15 protein-coding genes and 1 pseudogene are annotated in these 15,316 nt (G+C 65.2%); 11 read left to right on the top strand and 5 right to left on the bottom strand.

Annotation, left to right across the window (positions count from 1 at the left end; translation table 11 throughout):
* Nucleotides 1-129 precede the first annotated feature (129 nt).
* Nucleotides 130-762, top strand: coding sequence for an efflux system transcriptional repressor EmhR (gene emhR / locus BM019_RS05735; RefSeq protein WP_009042510.1), 633 nt, complete (start codon nt 130-132; stop codon nt 760-762).
* A gap of 162 nt (nt 763-924) precedes the next feature.
* Entirely contained in the window at nt 925-1,812 is an 888-nt protein-coding gene (locus BM019_RS05730) for a DMT family transporter (RefSeq protein ID WP_009042511.1), read from the top strand.
* A gap of 117 nt (nt 1,813-1,929) precedes the next feature.
* On the opposite strand, the gene BM019_RS05725 is transcribed toward BM019_RS05730, so the two are convergent.
* From BM019_RS05725 to BM019_RS05715, 3 genes are read right to left on the bottom strand one after another with little or no spacing between them, the layout of a single operon-like run.
* Nucleotides 1,930-2,979, bottom strand: coding sequence for an alkene reductase (locus tag BM019_RS05725; protein WP_009042512.1), 1,050 nt, complete (start codon nt 2,977-2,979; stop codon nt 1,930-1,932).
* A gap of 28 nt (nt 2,980-3,007) precedes the next feature.
* Complete coding sequence (locus tag BM019_RS05720; RefSeq protein WP_085530022.1) at nt 3,008-4,174, bottom strand: MFS transporter; 1,167 nt, start codon at nt 4,172-4,174, stop codon at nt 3,008-3,010.
* 13 nt (nt 4,175-4,187) lie between these two features.
* Nucleotides 4,188-4,502 carry an ArsR/SmtB family transcription factor gene (locus BM019_RS05715; protein WP_007926562.1) on the bottom strand — a complete coding sequence of 105 codons (315 nt, stop codon included), beginning with the start codon at nt 4,500-4,502 and terminating at the stop codon, nt 4,188-4,190.
* 153 nt (nt 4,503-4,655) lie between these two features.
* Between BM019_RS05715 and BM019_RS05710 the strand changes: the two genes are divergently transcribed.
* Entirely contained in the window at nt 4,656-5,237 is a 582-nt protein-coding gene (locus BM019_RS05710) for an acyl carrier protein phosphodiesterase (RefSeq protein WP_009042514.1), read from the top strand.
* 26 nt (nt 5,238-5,263) lie between these two features.
* On the opposite strand, the gene BM019_RS05705 is transcribed toward BM019_RS05710, so the two are convergent.
* A complete protein-coding gene (locus BM019_RS05705; protein WP_009042515.1) occupies nt 5,264-6,058 on the bottom strand; it encodes a lysophospholipid acyltransferase family protein in 795 nt (264 codons plus the stop codon).
* Nucleotides 6,058-6,813, bottom strand: coding sequence for an L-ornithine N(alpha)-acyltransferase (gene olsB / locus BM019_RS05700; protein WP_007926556.1), 756 nt, complete (start codon nt 6,811-6,813; stop codon nt 6,058-6,060). The genes BM019_RS05705 and olsB overlap by 1 nt, the downstream gene beginning before the upstream one ends.
* Nucleotides 6,814-6,953: 140 nt before the next feature.
* On the opposite strand from olsB, the gene BM019_RS05695 reads away from it, so the two are divergent.
* The 8 genes and pseudogenes from BM019_RS05695 to BM019_RS05660 all read left to right on the top strand — a co-directional run bounded on the left by BM019_RS05695 (nt 6,954) and on the right by BM019_RS05660 (nt 15,316).
* Nucleotides 6,954-7,829 carry an acyl-CoA dehydrogenase family protein gene (locus BM019_RS05695; protein ID WP_085530023.1) on the top strand — a complete coding sequence of 292 codons (876 nt, stop codon included), beginning with the start codon at nt 6,954-6,956 and terminating at the stop codon, nt 7,827-7,829.
* Between the two features lie 167 nt (nt 7,830-7,996).
* Nucleotides 7,997-9,094: a serine hydrolase domain-containing protein gene (locus tag BM019_RS05690; protein WP_085530024.1), complete on the top strand. Its 1,098-nt coding sequence runs from the start codon at nt 7,997-7,999 to the stop codon at nt 9,092-9,094.
* A complete protein-coding gene (locus BM019_RS05685) occupies nt 9,091-9,420 on the top strand; it encodes an amidase (protein WP_085530025.1) in 330 nt (109 codons plus the stop codon). Before BM019_RS05690 ends, BM019_RS05685 begins: the two co-directional genes overlap by 4 nt.
* A 214-nt stretch (nt 9,421-9,634) precedes the next feature.
* Nucleotides 9,635-10,844: pseudogene (locus tag BM019_RS05680) on the top strand (M20 aminoacylase family protein); the annotation flags it as partial.
* 74 nt (nt 10,845-10,918) lie between these two features.
* Nucleotides 10,919-12,229 (top strand): citrate-proton symporter, encoded by a 1,311-nt coding sequence (locus BM019_RS05675; RefSeq protein ID WP_092160507.1) that lies wholly within the window; start codon nt 10,919-10,921, stop codon nt 12,227-12,229.
* A complete protein-coding gene (locus BM019_RS05670; protein ID WP_092417818.1) occupies nt 12,229-13,686 on the top strand; it encodes an amidase in 1,458 nt (485 codons plus the stop codon). Before BM019_RS05675 ends, BM019_RS05670 begins: the two co-directional genes overlap by 1 nt.
* Nucleotides 13,687-13,772: 86 nt before the next feature.
* Nucleotides 13,773-14,540 (top strand): IclR family transcriptional regulator, encoded by a 768-nt coding sequence (locus tag BM019_RS05665; RefSeq protein ID WP_007927441.1) that lies wholly within the window; start codon nt 13,773-13,775, stop codon nt 14,538-14,540.
* A 185-nt stretch (nt 14,541-14,725) separates the two neighbouring features.
* Entirely contained in the window at nt 14,726-15,316 is a 591-nt protein-coding gene (locus tag BM019_RS05660) for a YceI family protein (RefSeq protein ID WP_053259889.1), read from the top strand.

Raw genomic sequence — 15,316 nt, 5'->3', positions numbered from 1 at the left:
CCATTCGGTTACAAAAGCCGTTGCAAGTGTCGAATTGTAGGTTGGGCAAACGGCACCCGAGATGCCGTTCCATATTTATTCAGATGAGCTTCATGCATCGCTGAAACATCCTGATCGAGGTTTACTGCCATGGTCCGTCGTACCAAAGAGGAAGCTCAAGAAACCCGCAAACAGATACTCGAGGCGGCCGAAAAAGCCTTCTACGAGCGCGGTGTGGCGCGTACCACCCTGGCCGATATCGCGACTTTGGCCGGTGTCACGCGTGGAGCTATTTACTGGCATTTCAGCAACAAGGCAGATCTGGTGCAGGCCATGCTCGATACCTTGCGCGAGCCGCTGAATGAAATGGCCAGGGCCAGTGAAGACGAAGAGGAAGTCGATCCGCTGGGGTGCATGCGCAAGCTGCTGATTCATTTGTTTCATCAAATTGCCCTGGACCCGAAAACCCGACGCATTAATGAGATTTTGTTTCACAAGTGCGAATTCACCGATGAAATGTGCGACTTGCGGCGCCAGCGTCGCGCGGCCAGCCTGGATTGCAACGTGCATATCGAGCTGGCGTTGCGCAATGCCGTGAAGCGGGGACAACTGCCCGAGAACCTCGATACTGCCCGGGCGGCCATCAGTATCCACGCCTATATTGATGGCATTCTTTATCAGTGGCTGTTGGCGCCGGACAGTTTCGAACTCCATAAGGAAGCGGAGCGCTGGATCGATACCGGATTGGACATGCTGCGCCTGAGTCCCAGCCTGCGTAATTGAGACAAAATGCGGAATTACGTCGGCAGATGTCAACGTTTGCGCGTTATAAAACGCGATGTTTTATTCGTCACGGCTCACCGGGATGCCTTTATATACGTGCCGACTTTATCTTGATAGATAGCGAGCTACGTATTTTGTAGGGAAATTGTTGCGAGTATGTGAATGAGTGTGAGTACCGCGGCTTATAAGGGCACCGAGCAACCGGTCAAAGGTATAGCACTGATTTGCCTGGCGGTTTTGCTGTTCGCCAGTCATGACACCCTGTCCAAATACCTGTCCGGGTTCTACCCCATCGTTATGGTGGTCTGGGCCCGGTATGTGGTGCACACGCTGTTGATGCTGGTGGTGTTCGTGCCACGCAGCGGTTTCTCCGCCGTGGTGCGCACCAAGCGCCCGGGCCTGCAACTGTTGCGCGCCTTGTGCCTGATCGGCACCAGCCTGTTTTTCACCACCGGCCTGCGTTATATCCCCCTGGCCGAGGCCACCGCGGTTAACTTCCTCGCGCCTTTGCTGGTTACCGCCTTGTCCGTGCCGCTGCTGGGCGAGCGGGTGACCCGCAGCCAGTGGCTGGCGGTGCTGGCCGGTTTCGTCGGGGTATTGATAGTGATTCGTCCGGGCGGTGCCTTGTTCACCCCGGCGATCCTGCTGCCGCTGTGCTCGGCCTTGTGTTTCGGCTTCTACCAGTTGCTCACCCGCAAGCTCAGCGGGGTCGACAGCCCCACCACCAGCAACTTCCTCACCGGGATTCTCAACAGCCTGATCATGAGCGCGGCGCTGCCGTTCTTCTGGAGCACGCCGACCCTGGGGCACGCCCTGTTCATGATCGGCCTCGGTACCTGCGGCATGCTCGGCCACCTGTTGCTGACCCAGGCTTTCCGCCATGCCGCGCCGGCGATGCTGGCGCCATTCAGTTACGGGCAGATCCTGTTCGCCGGCATGTACGGCTACCTGATCTTCGATCACACCCCGGACAGCTTCGGCATAGTCGGGATCGCGGTGATCTGCCTCAGCGGCCTGGCCGTGGCCTGGGGCCAGCGCAAACGCGGTTGATTGCCTGGCGCCTGTGTCACCTTGGCAGGCATCCCCTTGCTCCTATGGAGGCATGTTTGCGTGACGCAGTAAAAAGCCCCGGCTCTTGCGAGTCCGGGGCTTTTTTATTGAAGCGTCTTACAGCGTCGGGTAGTCGATATAGCCGACCGGGCCCTTGGCGTAGAACAGCTCGGGACGCGCGTCGTTCAGCGGTGCATCGGCCTTCAGGCGGGCCGGCAGGTCCGGGTTGGCGATGAAGGGCACACCGAAGGCCACGGCATCGGCCTTGCCGCTGGCCAGCCAGGCATTGGCGCTGTCCTTGGTGAAGCGTTCGTTGGCGATGTAGGGGCCGCCGAAGGCTTCTTTCAGTTGCGGGCCAAGGCTGTCGGCGCCTTCTTTCTCGCGCGAGCAGATAAAGGCGATACCGCGTTTGCCCAGCTCGCGAGCGACATAGGTGAAGGTTTCGGCCAGATTGTCGTCGCCCATGTCATGGGAGTCGGCCCGTGGCGCCAGGTGTACGCCGACACGGCCGGCGCCCCAGACTTCGATGGCGGCGTCAGTCACTTCCAGCAGCAGGCGGGCGCGGTTTTCCAGGGAGCCGCCGTACTGGTCGGTGCGCTGGTTGGTGGAGCTTTGCAGGAACTGGTCGAGCAGGTAGCCGTTGGCGCCGTGGATTTCCACGCCGTCGAAGCCGGCAGCCTTGGCGTTCTCGGCGCCAACGCGGTAGGCGTCGACGATGTCGGCGATTTCAGCGGTTTCCAGGGCGCGCGGGGTCGGGTAGTCGGCCAGCGGACGCACCAGGCTGACGTGGCCCTTGGGCTGGATGGCGCTGGGCGCGACCGGCGCTTCGCCGTTCAGGTAGCTCGGGTGGGAAACCCGGCCCACGTGCCACAGCTGCAGGAAGATCTTGCCGCCCGCGCCGTGAACGGCCTTGGTCACATTGCTCCAGCCGCGCACCTGGTCGTTGGACCAGATGCCCGGGGTGTCCGGGTAGCCGACGCCCATCGGGGTCACCGATGTGGCTTCGCTGAGGATCAGGCCGGCGGAGGCGCGTTGTACGTAGTACTCGGCCATCAGCGCGTTCGGCACGCGGCCCTCGTCGGCGCGGCAGCGGGTCAGCGGCGCCATGATGATGCGGTTGGCCAGCTCGAGGTCGCCGAGTTTGATCGGATCGAAAATAGTCGTCATGAAATACACCCTTCTTTAGATGAACGTATCAGTTGGTGGCAGGAGCCAGATCGGCGTTGCCGCCCTGGCGAAAGGTAATCAGCGTCACCAGCAGGGCCAGGACCGCCAGCGCGGCGGCCGCCAGCGGCACGTTGACCAGGCCGTAGCCGTGGGCAATGACGCTGCCGCCGACCCAGGCGCCCAGGGCGTTGCCGATGTTGAAGGCGCCGATGTTCAGCGTGGACACCAGGTTCGGCGCGGCCTTGCCGAAGGTCACCACGTTGACCTGCAGGGCGGGCACCGCGGCGAAGCAGGCGGTGGCCCAGAGGAACAGGGTGACTTCGGTGGGGATCAGCGCGACGCTGGTCCAGGTCAGCACGGAGCTGGTCACGGCCATGGCGATCAGCACGCCGACCAGGGTTCCCGACAGGCTCTTGTCGGCCATCTTGCCGCCGATGATATTGCCCAGGGTCAGGCCCAGGCCGATCAGCACCAGGGTCCAGGTCACGCCCTGGGGCGAGACGCCGGTCACCTCGCCCAGCAGCGGGGCGACATAGGTGAACAGGGTGAACACCGAGGCGGAGAACAGCGCGGTCATGCTCAGCGACAGCCAGATCCCGGCGCCCTTGAGGGCGATCAGTTCCGAACGCATGTCGAGCTTCTCTTCGTCGCGCTTGGCGGGCAGGAAGCGGATCAGGCCGATCAGGGCAATCACGCCGATCACGGTCACCGCCCAGAAGGTCGAACGCCAGCCGGCCTGCTGGCCCAGGGCGGTGCCCAGCGGTACGCCGAGCACGTTGGCCAGGGTCAGGCCGGTGAACATCAGGGCCACGGCGGAAGCACGCTTGTTGGCGGGCACCAGGCCTGCCGCCACCACCGAACCGATACCAAAGAAGGCGCCATGGCACAGGGCGGTGACCACACGGGCGAACATCAGCACGTCGTAGTCACTGGCCAGCGCACACAGCAGGTTGCCGACGATGAAAATCCCCATCAACGCCACCAGGGCGGCCTTGCGCGGCAGCCTGGCGGTGGCCAGGGCCATGAACGGCGCGCCGATCGCCACGCCCAGGGCGTAGCCGGTCACCAGCCAGCCGGCGCCGGGGATCGACACACCCAGGTCGTTCGCCACATCGGGCAGCAGGCCCATGATGACGAACTCGGTGGTGCCGATGGCGAAGGCGCTCAAGGCCAGGATGAGGAGCGAGAGGGGCATTGTCGGGTCCTTGTCAGTCTTTGATGCGAAGTTCTGCGGTCAGCTTCTCGAGGAAGGCCTGGATCACATCTTCGTTGCGTTTGAAAAAGTGCCATTGGCCGGCTTTCTGGCTGCTGATCAGGCCGGCCCGTTGCAAGGTCGCCAGGTGCGCGGAGACGGTCGACTGCGACAGGCCGCAGCGTTGGTCGATCTGTCCGGCGCAGATGCCGTACTCATGGTTGTGGGTCTGATCGGGGAACTGGACCTTCGGGTCCTTGAGCCAGATAAGGATGTCTCGTCGTACTGGGTGCGCCAGGGCTTTTATTATTTCGTCGAGGTCGATGGACATGGCGGTGCTCGTTTTCCGTAAAACGTTATATCGCGATGAGGCGAACTTTAAATCGCTATTTCGCGATATACCAATATGATTTTGATCTGAGATCAGCGTTAATCGGTATATCGGGTTATAACGATATGTGAGGCGCGGTGCTAAGCTGCGCGAATGAATTATCTCGCACATCTGCATCTCGGCGGCCAGCGCCCCGGTCAATTACTCGGCAGTTTGTATGGCGACTTCGTCAAAGGGCGCCTGCAGGGCCAGTTCGACCCGGAAATCGAGGCGGCGATCCAGCTGCATCGCAGCATCGACATCTTTACCGACCGCCATCCGTTGGTGGGCGAGTCGCTGTCGCGTTTTTCCCTGACCCGCCGGCGTTATGCCGGCATCGTCCTGGACGTGTTTTTCGACCACTGCCTGGCCCGGGACTGGATGCTCTATGCCGACCGGCCGTTGGAGTTGTTCACTTCGGACGTATATCGGGTGCTGGCGGCCGAACCCCGGCTGCCCGGGCGCCTGGCGCAGATCGCGCCGCATATGGCCGCCCATGACTGGCTGGGTTCCTACCGCGAGTTCGAGGTGCTGGAGCAGGTGTTGCGGGGGATTGCCCGGCGCCTGTCACGCCCGGAAGAACTGGCGGCGGCGATGGGCGAGCTGGAGCGGCTGTATCAGCCGTTGAGCGAGGATTTCCGGGCGTTCTACCCGCAGTTGCAGGCATTCGCCGCGCAACATATGCAGCCGCGGTAGGAGCCGGCAGGCCGGCTCCTCCTGGCTCAGGCGGCGATCAGGTCGCTGGCACGCCGTGGCTCGGCTGGCTGGGCGATGTCGCCAAACAGAACCTTCTGCACCGCCTGTTGCGCCTGGAACGCCAGCGCGGCGCGCTCCTGGCCCTGGCAGGCAATCGGCTGCAGCAGATGGATTTCCACCCGGCCTTGATCGTTGGCGAACAAACGCATCAGGTGCGACAGCAAGTCGTCGTCGCCGATGAACGGCGCCAGCGGATCGATATCACCATCGCGCAGGTAACGAATGGCCACCGGCTGCAACGCCACGTCGGCGTCGATGGCGCTGGCCAGCAGGCGACCGTGGAAGGTGCGCAGGCTGCGGCCGTCGGTGGTGGTGCCTTCGGGGAACATCAGCAGTGGGTGGGTCTGCTGCAGATGGCGGGTCATCTGTTTGCGGATCAACTGGCTGTCGCCCGAACCGCGGCGGATAAACAGGCTGCCCGCCTTGGCGGCCAGCCAGCCGGCGACCGGCCAGGTGCGCACTTCGGCCTTGGACAGGAACGACAGCGGCGTCAGCGCGCCGAGCAGCGGGATATCGGTCCAGGACACGTGATTGCTGACCCACAGCATCGGCTGCTTCGGCACCTCGCCGTGCACCGTCACGCCGAAGGGCAGGGCATTGCTCAGGCGCGCCATGAAAAAGCGCGACCAGCGCTGGCGCCGGACCATGGAATGGGCGACGCCCAGGCGCTCGAACACGCCGAACACGCAGGCCATGCTCAGGCCCAGCGCCACCACCAGCAGCACCCGGGCGATGCGCCCGTAGACCCGTAGCCGGCGCATCACACGGCCGCCTTGAAGTGACGGGCGTAGCGCGGGCACAGCTCGTCGCGCTTGAGCAGGATGAACACGTCGGCCACCTGGAAATCCTGGTCCCAGCACGGCTCGCCGCAGATCTTCGCGCCCAGGCGCATGTAGGCCTTGAGCAGCGGCGGCATCTCGGCGATGACGTTGGACGGGATATCGAGGTTCGGCAGCGGGTTCTTCGGTTCGGCGCGCAGGTGCTCGGTGCACAGGTAGCGTTCGCGCAGGCGCTGCATGATCGCGTGGGCCTGCACGCCGCCGTCCTGCATCGGGATGCTGGCGCAGCCCATCAAGTAGCTGTAGCCGCCCTGGTTGAGCACTTCGGCCAGCTCGCCCCAGAGCACGGCGATGGTGCCGCCGTTGCGGTAGGCCGGGTCGACGCAGGTCCGGCCGATCTCGAGGATCGGGCCCTTGAGCTGGACCAGGCCGTGCAGGCTGAATTCTTCTTCGCTGTAGAAACGCCCCAGGCTGCTGGCGGCCTGGTGGTCGAGCAGGCGGGTGGTGGCGACCAGGCGGCCGCTGTTCAAGTCACGTACGCCGATGTGGCTGCAGTGGACATCATAGTCATCCATGTCCAGACCCAGCTCAGCGCCTTTCAGTTTGGCGTTGAATTCGCCGCTGAAGACGTTGAAGCGCAGGGCCTGGGCTTCTTGCAGGGCCGCGGCGCCCACCAGGCGCTCGGCTTGCAGGCGGCGTTCATTGCCGGTGTCGCTGATGCGGGCGATCTGAGTCATTGTGAATCTCCGTGCGGGCCACTGACCCGCCTTGGGTTGCAGCCGATCGACTTTGTTGTGCAAAGTCAGGCTATGTAGCCCCGGTGTCATCGCCATGAAGCTTTGGTGATGCTTATATGACAGCCCCTGAGGACCCGCTTATGCCCTGGCAAGCCCTGTTGCACAGCCGTCGCCGGCTGCCCGCCCACCCGGACCTGGCCGAAGGTTATGCCGTGTTGTTACAGGAACTGGGACCGGTGACGCCCTTCGAGCTGGCGGTGCGCGGTGGGCGGTTGATGGCCACCCCGGGGCTGGCCTTCCTGGTGGGCTACCAGGCGGCCTTGCGCATGCTCTGGCCCAGCGCGCCGCTGAGCCTGGGCGCGCTGTGCGCCACCGAGCAGCGCAGCCTGCGCCCGGCTGACATGCAGACCCGGCTGCGGGACCTGCACCTGAACGGGCGCAAGGATTTCGTCACCGCCGGCGATGCCGCCGACTGGCTGCTGATCGCCGCCCGCTGCGAGGCGCAAGGCGAGTCGCCGCGCCTGAGCCTGGCGGTGGTCCATGCCGGCGAGCCCGGGGTCAAGGTCGACAAGCTGCCGGCGATCCCGCTGATGCCGGACATCAGCCACGGCCGCCTGCAATTGGATAACGCCCTGTGCGAACGGCTGGCGGGCGACGGTTGGGATGCCTATGTCAAACCCTTCCGCACCCTGGAAGACATCTATGTACTCAGCGCCATGACCGCCTGGCTGTATGGCGTCGGCCAGGACAACGACTGGCCGCAGACCCTGCTCCTGCAATTGCTGGCCTTGCTCGCCGGTTGCGCGGAAGTCAGCCGGCAGAACCCCTCGCTGAGCAGCGGGCATGTGTTGCTGGGTGGCCTGTTCGCCCAGTTCGACGGGCTCAAGCCGGCCCTTGAGCAGGCCTTTGCCGATGGCCCGGAGCTGTGGGCCGAATTGTGGAAGCGCGATCGGGCGGTGCTGGACCTGGCGGCGGGGGCGCGGAGCAAACGCCTGGCCAAGGCGCTGGCTCTATAGAAGGAGGGACCGCTGTGCGGCCCATCGCGAGCAAGCTCCTACATAAGCAGGGTCGCTTTTCTGTAGGAGCGAGCTTGCTCGCGATAGGTCCGCAGGACCGCCGGCCGGACAAAAACTGTCATCTCTCTGGTCTACCCTCAGCGGGTTCCCTTGCCCGAGTTCCCGCCATGCTCAAAGGCTCGACCCTGCTGCTTGCGTTGCTGTTGATGCTCCCACCCGCCTGGGCCGAGAACTGGCCCGGCGCGCAATGGAGCAAGGGCCCCGCAGCCAGCGGCCCGGCCCTTGAGGCATTGGAGGCCTATGCCTTCGCGCCCCGCAACGAGGCGACCCGCCTGGGCATCCGCAGCGACGCCTTGCTGGTGATCCGCGATGGCCAGTTGATCTATGAGCGTTATGCCGGCCCGACCAACGCCGATACCCCGCACCTGACCTGGTCCATCAGCAAAAGCCTGTTGGCCGCGGTGCTGGGCGTGGCCTATGGCGAAGGGCGTTTCCAGTTGCAGGACAAGGCCGCGCGCTTCCTGCCGGCGCTGCGCCAGCACCCGGACATCAGCCTGGCCGACCTGCTGCACTGGGCCTCGGGCCTGGACTGGCAGGAGGATTACGAGTACGCGCCCCTCAAGTCCTCGGTGGTGGCCATGCTCTACACCCGCGGCCACGGCGATATGGCGAGCTTTACCGCCGAGCACCCGGCCTTCAGCCCGCCGGGGCAGGTGTTTCGTTATTCCAGCGGTGACAGCAACCTGCTGTCGGCGGCCCTGAAAGGCATGCTGGGCGCCCAGCGTTATGCCGACTATCCCTGGCAGGCGCTGTTCGAGCCCCTGGGCATTACCCACGCCGTGTGGGAAAGCGATGCTACCGGCACCTTCGTCGGTTCCTCCTATGCCTACCTCACTGCCCGCGATCTGGCGCGGGTCGGCCTGTTGATGCTGCGCGACGGGCGCTGGGGCGAGCGCCAGTTGCTACCCAGGGACTGGGTCGAATTCAATCGCACGCCGTTCGCCGGTTATCAGGCCAATCAGGACGAGTTGGTGCCCGGCGGCCATTGGTGGCTCAACCGCGCCGTTGGCGGCGCCCCGTCGCCCTGGCCGGATGCGCCGGCCGATACCTTCGCGGCACTGGGCCATTGGGGGCAGGCGCTGTACGTGATCCCCAGCGCCGGGCTGGTGATCGTGCGTTATGCCGACGACCGCGACGGCAGCTATAGCCACAATGCATTGCTCAAGCTGGCCCTGGCGGCCTTCGCCCGGCAGGTGCAGCCATGAGCCGGCGTCCGTGGCTCGTGCGCCATCCCTTTGCCAGCCTGCTGTTGCTGGCGCTGTTGGCCTTGCTCGGCTGGGGCTGGAGCGAGCGGGTCGCCCTGCGGGCCTTCCCGGACATCCTCAGCGCCTACAGCGCCAAGGAGTACTGCTCCTGCCGCTACGTGATGCACAACGCCGCCGAGTACTGCGAAGGTTATGTGCAGCAGTACTTGCCACTCAAAAGCCTGCAGGACGATGCCGAGCACAAGCGGGTCAGCGCCAGCGGCCTGGGACGCAGCCACAGCGCTGTCTGGCTGGGCGAACGCCAGGGCTGTCGACTGGAGCCCTGAACGGCGCCGCGTAAAGATCGGTAATCCTTTCCCGGGGCTGCCAGCCCCCATGCTGATTGGCTCCCCGCACAAGGTTCCACCCTGTGGAACCACATTTGATTGTCGCGGCAGGCGGCTCGCGGTTATCTGAGGGCACGCCGCGATCACGCCTTGCCGCACCGTGAGACGCTCCGAAAAAAAGAACGGGATTACACCCGGCCCGAGGAGATACGTCATGACCCGTTTCCCGCATATCTTTGCCTGGCTCGACGACGTCGCCAGCGACCTGCGCGCCGTGCGCCAGGACATCCACGCCCACCCCGAACTCGGTTTCGAGGAGAACCGCACCTCGGCGCTGGTCGCCCGTTCCCTGGAGGAGTGGGGCTACCAAGTGCATAGCGGTATCGGCAAGACCGGCGTGGTCGCTGTGCTGCGCAATGGCAACAGCCCGCGCCGGCTTGGCCTGCGCGCCGACATGGACGCCTTGCCGATCATCGAGAACAGCGGCGTGGCCTACAGCAGCCGCCACAGCGGATGCATGCATGCCTGCGGGCACGACGGCCACACCGCCATGCTTCTCGGCGCGGCGCGTTACCTGGCGGCCACGCGCCAGTTCGACGGCACCCTGACCCTGATTTTCCAGCCGGCCGAAGAAGGCCAGGGCGGCGCCGAGGCGATGCTCGCCGACGGCCTGCTGGAGCGTTTCCCCTGCGACGCGTTGTTCGGCATGCACAACATGCCGGGGCTGCCGGCCGGTCACCTGGGGTTTCGCCAAGGGCCGATGATGGCCTCCCAGGACCTGCTCACCGTGACTCTTGAAGGCGTGGGCGGGCACGGTTCGATGCCGCATCTGACGGTCGACCCGCTGGTAGCCGCGGCCAGTGTGGTGATGGCCTTGCAAACCGTGGTGGCGCGCAACATCGATGCCCAGGAGGCGGCGGTGGTGACGGTCGGTGCGCTGCAGGCCGGCGAGGCGGCCAACGTGATTCCGCAACAGGCGTTGCTGCGCCTGAGCCTGCGGGCGCTGAACGCACCAGTGCGCGAGCAGATGCTCGAACGGGTCAGGACGATCATCCACACCCAGGCCCAGAGCTTCGGCTGCTCGGCCAGCATCGAACACCGCCCGGCCTATCCGGTGCTGGTCAACAGCCCGGAGCAGACCGAATTCGCCCGCCAGGTCGGGGTGGCGCTGCTGGGCGAGCAGGCGGTCGACGGCAACACGCGCAAGCTGATGGGCAGTGAAGACTTCGCCTGGATGCTGCAGCGCTGCCCTGGCAGCTACCTGTTCATCGGCAACGGCCTGTCCCGGCCGATGGTTCACAACCCCGGCTACGACTTCAACGACGACATCCTGCTGACCGGCGCCGCCTATTGGGCCGCGCTGGCCGAGAGCTGGCTCGAGCCGGCCTGAGTTTTCCCTTTCTTCTGCCGCTGAATCGGGCGCCGTGGCGCCCGGCACTTCCCATAAGGGGCCGACTCGTTACCCGAGAGGCCCGACAAGAATAGAAGGACAGCGCTCATGCACACCTCGAAATCCAGTGTTTCGCGTACCCGGCAAGTGGTCGCCGCAGTGATCGGCAACGCCCTGGAGTGGTACGACTTCATCGTCTACGGCTTTCTGGCCAGCATCATCGCCCGGCAGTTTTTTCCCTCCGACGACGAGTACGCCTCGCTGCTGATGGCCCTGGCCACCTTTGGCGTGGGCTTTTTCATGCGCCCGGTGGGCGGCATCCTGCTGGGCATGTATTCGGACCGCAAAGGCCGCAAAGCGGCCATGCAACTGATCATCCGCTTGATGACAGTCTCCATCGCCCTGATCGCCTTTGCCCCCAACTACGCGGCCATCGGCATGGGCGCGCCGCTGATGATCGTGGTCGCGCGCATGCTGCAGGGCTTCGCCACCGGCGGCGAATACGCCAGCGCCACGGCCTTCCTGGTGGAAAGCGCGCCGGCGCACCGCAAGGGCCTGTACGGTTCCTGGCAACTGGTCGGGCAATGCCTGGCGGTGTTCTCCGGGGCGGCGATGGTGGCGTTGGTCACTCATCTGTTCTCGCCCGAGGACCTCGATCTGTGGGGCTGGCGCCTGCCGTTCGTCATCGGCTTGCTGATCGGCCCGGTGGGCCTGTGGATCCGCAAGTACATGGAGGAGCCGGAAGCCTTCGTCGAGGCCCGCAGGCAGGTGCGCGGCAACGGCCCGGGCCTGATGCAGGTGCTGCGCGAGCACCGGCGCAGCATCCTGGTGTCCATGGGCCTGGCCTGCGGGGCGACGGTGTCGTTCTACGTGGTGCTGGTGAACATGCCGACCTTCGCCCACAAGAACCTCGGCTTGCCGCTGGACCAGGTGTTGCTGGTGCAGATGTTCGCGGTGGCGCTGATGACGGTGGTGATTCCATTGTCCGGCGCCCTGTCGGACCGGCTGGGGCGGCGCCCGGTGTTGCTGGCCTTCACCCTGGCGTTTTTCGTCATGGTGTACCCGCTGTACGTCTGGGTCGCCGCGGCGCCCTCGATCGAGCGGCTGCTGGTGATGCAGGTGCTGCTGTGCAGCGCCATCGGCGGTTTCTTTGGCCCGGCGCCGACGGCGCTGGCCGAACAGTTCCCGGTGCAGGTGCGTTCCACCGGGGTGTCGGTGGCTTACAACGTGGCGGTCATGGTCTTCGGCGGTTTTGCCCCGCTGATCGTGACCTGGCTCAGCAAGGTACTGGGCACCCCGGTGGCTCCGGCGTTTTACGTATTGTTTGCCTGCGTGTTGACGCTGCTGGGCACTTATTGCCTGCATGAGGCACCCAAAGAGAAGAAACCGAGCACACTGAATTTCGGGGTGAAGCCTTGATGGATATCGCAATACAAGACCTTGGACCCATTGTCGAACTGGGTGCCGTCGAGCTGTCCCGGGCGATCCACGCCCGCAGGTTTTCCTGCCGCGAAGTGATGTCGGCCTACCTGGACCGGATCGAGCGCTGCAATCCCCGGGTCAATGCCCTGGTGTCCCTGCGTGAGCGCCAGGTACTGCTGGCCGAGGCCGAGGCGCGCGACCGCCAGCTGGACTGGGGCCAGTCCCTGGGCTGGATGCACGGCATGCCCCAGGCGATCAAGGACCTGGCGGCCACCGCCGGGCTGCGCACGACCCTGGGCTCGCCGCTGTTCGCCGAACAGATCCCGGTCCATGACGCCATTTGCGTGGAGCGGGTCCGGGCCAGCGGGGCGATCATCGTCGGCAAGAGCAACGTGCCGGAGTTTGGCCTGGGCTCGCAGACCTACAACAAGGTGTTCGGCACCACCGGCAATGCCTACGACCCGACGTTGAATGCCGGCGGCAGCAGTGGCGGGGCGGCGGTGGCCCTGGCGCTGCGCATGCTGCCGGTGGCCGATGGCAGCGACATGATGGGCTCGTTGCGCAACCCGGCGGCCTTCAACAATGTCTTCGGCCTGCGCCCGTCCCAGGGGCGGGTGCCCCACGGCCCGGCGCCGGAGCTGTTCGTCCAGCAACTGGCCACCGAGGGGCCGATGGGCCGCAGCGTGGCCGATATCGCGTGCCTGCTGGCCACCCAGGCCGGGTACGACCCGCGGGTGCCCCTGTCGCTCAAGGACGACCCGGCGATCTTCAACGAGCCTTTGCAGCGGGACTTTCGCGGCACGCGTGTGGGCTGGCTGGGAGACTACGACGGCTATCTGGCCATGGACGATGGTGTGCTGGCGTTGTGTGAGTCGGCGCTGGGGGATTTTCGCCAGCTGGGCTGCGAGGTCGAGGCCTGCCAGCCGGCGTTTTCCATGGCGGCGCTGTGGCAGTGTTGGCTGGTGCACCGGCATTGGCTGGTCCAGGGCAACCTGGGGCCGCTGTATGCCGACCCGCAGAAGCGTCAGTTGCTCAAACCCGAGGCGCAGTGGGAAGTCGAGGGCGGGCTGCGCCTGAGCGCGGCGGATGTCTACCAGGCCTCACAGATTCGCAGCGACTGGTACCGGGCCCTGGAGCGTTTGTTCGAGCGTTACGATTTCCTGCTGTTGCCCAGCGCCCAAGTGTTCCCTTTCGATGCAGGGGTGCCTTGGCCGCGCCTTGTCGGAGGGCGGGAAATGGACACTTACCATCGCTGGATGGAAGTGGTGATCGGCCCGACCCTGGCCGGCCTGCCGAGCCTCAGCGTGCCGGTCGGCTTCAATCCGGCGGGCTTGCCCATGGGCATGCAGATCATCGGCCCGGCCCAGGCCGACCGGGCGGTGTTGCAGCTCGGTCATGCCCACGAACAACTGACGCAGTGGGTCAGGCGCCGGCCGCCGGGTCATCCGTTGTAACCCTCGAACCGGGGTGTGCGGGTTTATCGGGCCCGCATCTTGCTGCGTAAAACGCTCATCCATCCGCTTATCAGGGAGGTCGGCATATGGCCAGCAAGGTAGAAACCGGCAGTGTGCGTTCGGTCGAACGGGCGTTGGCGATCGTCGAATTGCTGGGCCAGCACCAGGCCCTGGGCCTGGAGGAGCTGCACTACCTGACGGCGCTGCCCAAGGCCACGGTGTCGCGCATGCTCCTGACGTTGCAGGAGCAGGGCTGGATCTATCGCGGCCTGAGCGACCGGCGCTACCGGCTGTGCGCCAGGCGGCTGTTCGGCGACCAGCAGCAACGCTTCAAGCGGCAACTGGTGGAGCGCGCCGCGCCCTGGTTACAGGCGCTGAGCGAGCGCACCGGGCTGGTGGTCGACCTGTCGTGTTTCGACGGCGAGCGCCTGGAGGTCATGGAAAGTTCGATCCCGGCGGTGCTGCGCAAGCGGTATCCGCATAACTGCCAGATCGTCGGCCACTATTCGAGCCTGTTCCATTCGGCGATGGGCAAGGCGTGCCTGGCCGAGCTGGATCACGAGCAGGTCCAGCGCCTGGCCGTTCGCGAGCGGGTGCCCCAGGAGGACCAGTACCGCGCCTGCGAGCAATCCCAGCATCAGGGTTTCGGCCAGCGTACCGAGGGGTATTGGGAGTACCCGGTGCGGCTGCCGTTCCTGATCCGCGCCGTGGCCTTGCCGATTCGTGACCAGGGCCGGCTGGTGGGCAGCATGGCCCTGCACTGGCCGATGGACCAGGCGCCGGTGGAGCGGGTGCTGAGTTTGCACCTGGACAGCCTCGCGGCGACTGTCCACGATGTCGAGCGCAGCCTGTAGCCGCTGCCGCAGGCTGCGATCGGCCGGCACGGCCGTGACATTCTCGCGGGCGCAGGAGGTCCTGCGGACCTTTCGCAGCCTGGGGCAGCGGCTACGGAATTCACCGTTCGGGGCTGGTCGCTGTTTGCAAGCGCACGCGGGCCGGTTAAGGTTCGGCTCAGATTTCTCGACCCCATGAGTCTTCCATGTTCAACGCTTCTTTCCCCAAAGCCCTGGGCGCTTTACTGCTGGCCTGCGCGGCCTGGCCGGCCCAGGCCAACTGGTACCTGGACAACGAGTCCTCGCGCCTGTCGTTCGTCACCACCAAAAACGCCAATGTTTCCGAAGTCCATCGTTTCCTGGTCCTGCACGGCAAGGTCGACGCCAAGGGCATGGCGCAGCTGGAAGTCGAGCTGGACTCGATCAACAGCGGGATTCCGCTGCGTGACGAGCGCATGCGCAAGGAGCTGTTCGAAATCGAGCGGCATCCGGATGCCCTGATCAACGCACAGATCAACCTGCGCCCGATCAACGACCTGGCGCCTGGCGCGCAGATCGAATTGCGTTTGCCGGTCAATGTCACCCTGCACGGCAAACAGCATGAATACAGCGCCGAACTGCTGGCCACGCGCCTGGACGATCGGCGTTTCCAGGTGGTGACCCTGGAGCCGCTGGTGCTCAACGCCGCCGATTTCGACCTGGTGCCGGGGCTCGAAACCCTGCGCAAGGCGGCCGGCCTGTCGGCGATCAGTCTGTCGGTGCCGGTGGGTGCGGTGCTGATCTTCACGGCGCGCTGA

The organism is Pseudomonas sp. NFPP07 (assembly GCF_900115645.1).
GTDB classification, from domain to species: Bacteria; Pseudomonadota; Gammaproteobacteria; order Pseudomonadales; family Pseudomonadaceae; genus Aquipseudomonas; species Aquipseudomonas chlororaphis.
The sequence above is the reverse complement of the archived record's forward strand: the minus strand, read 5'-3'. Positions and strand labels throughout refer to the sequence as shown.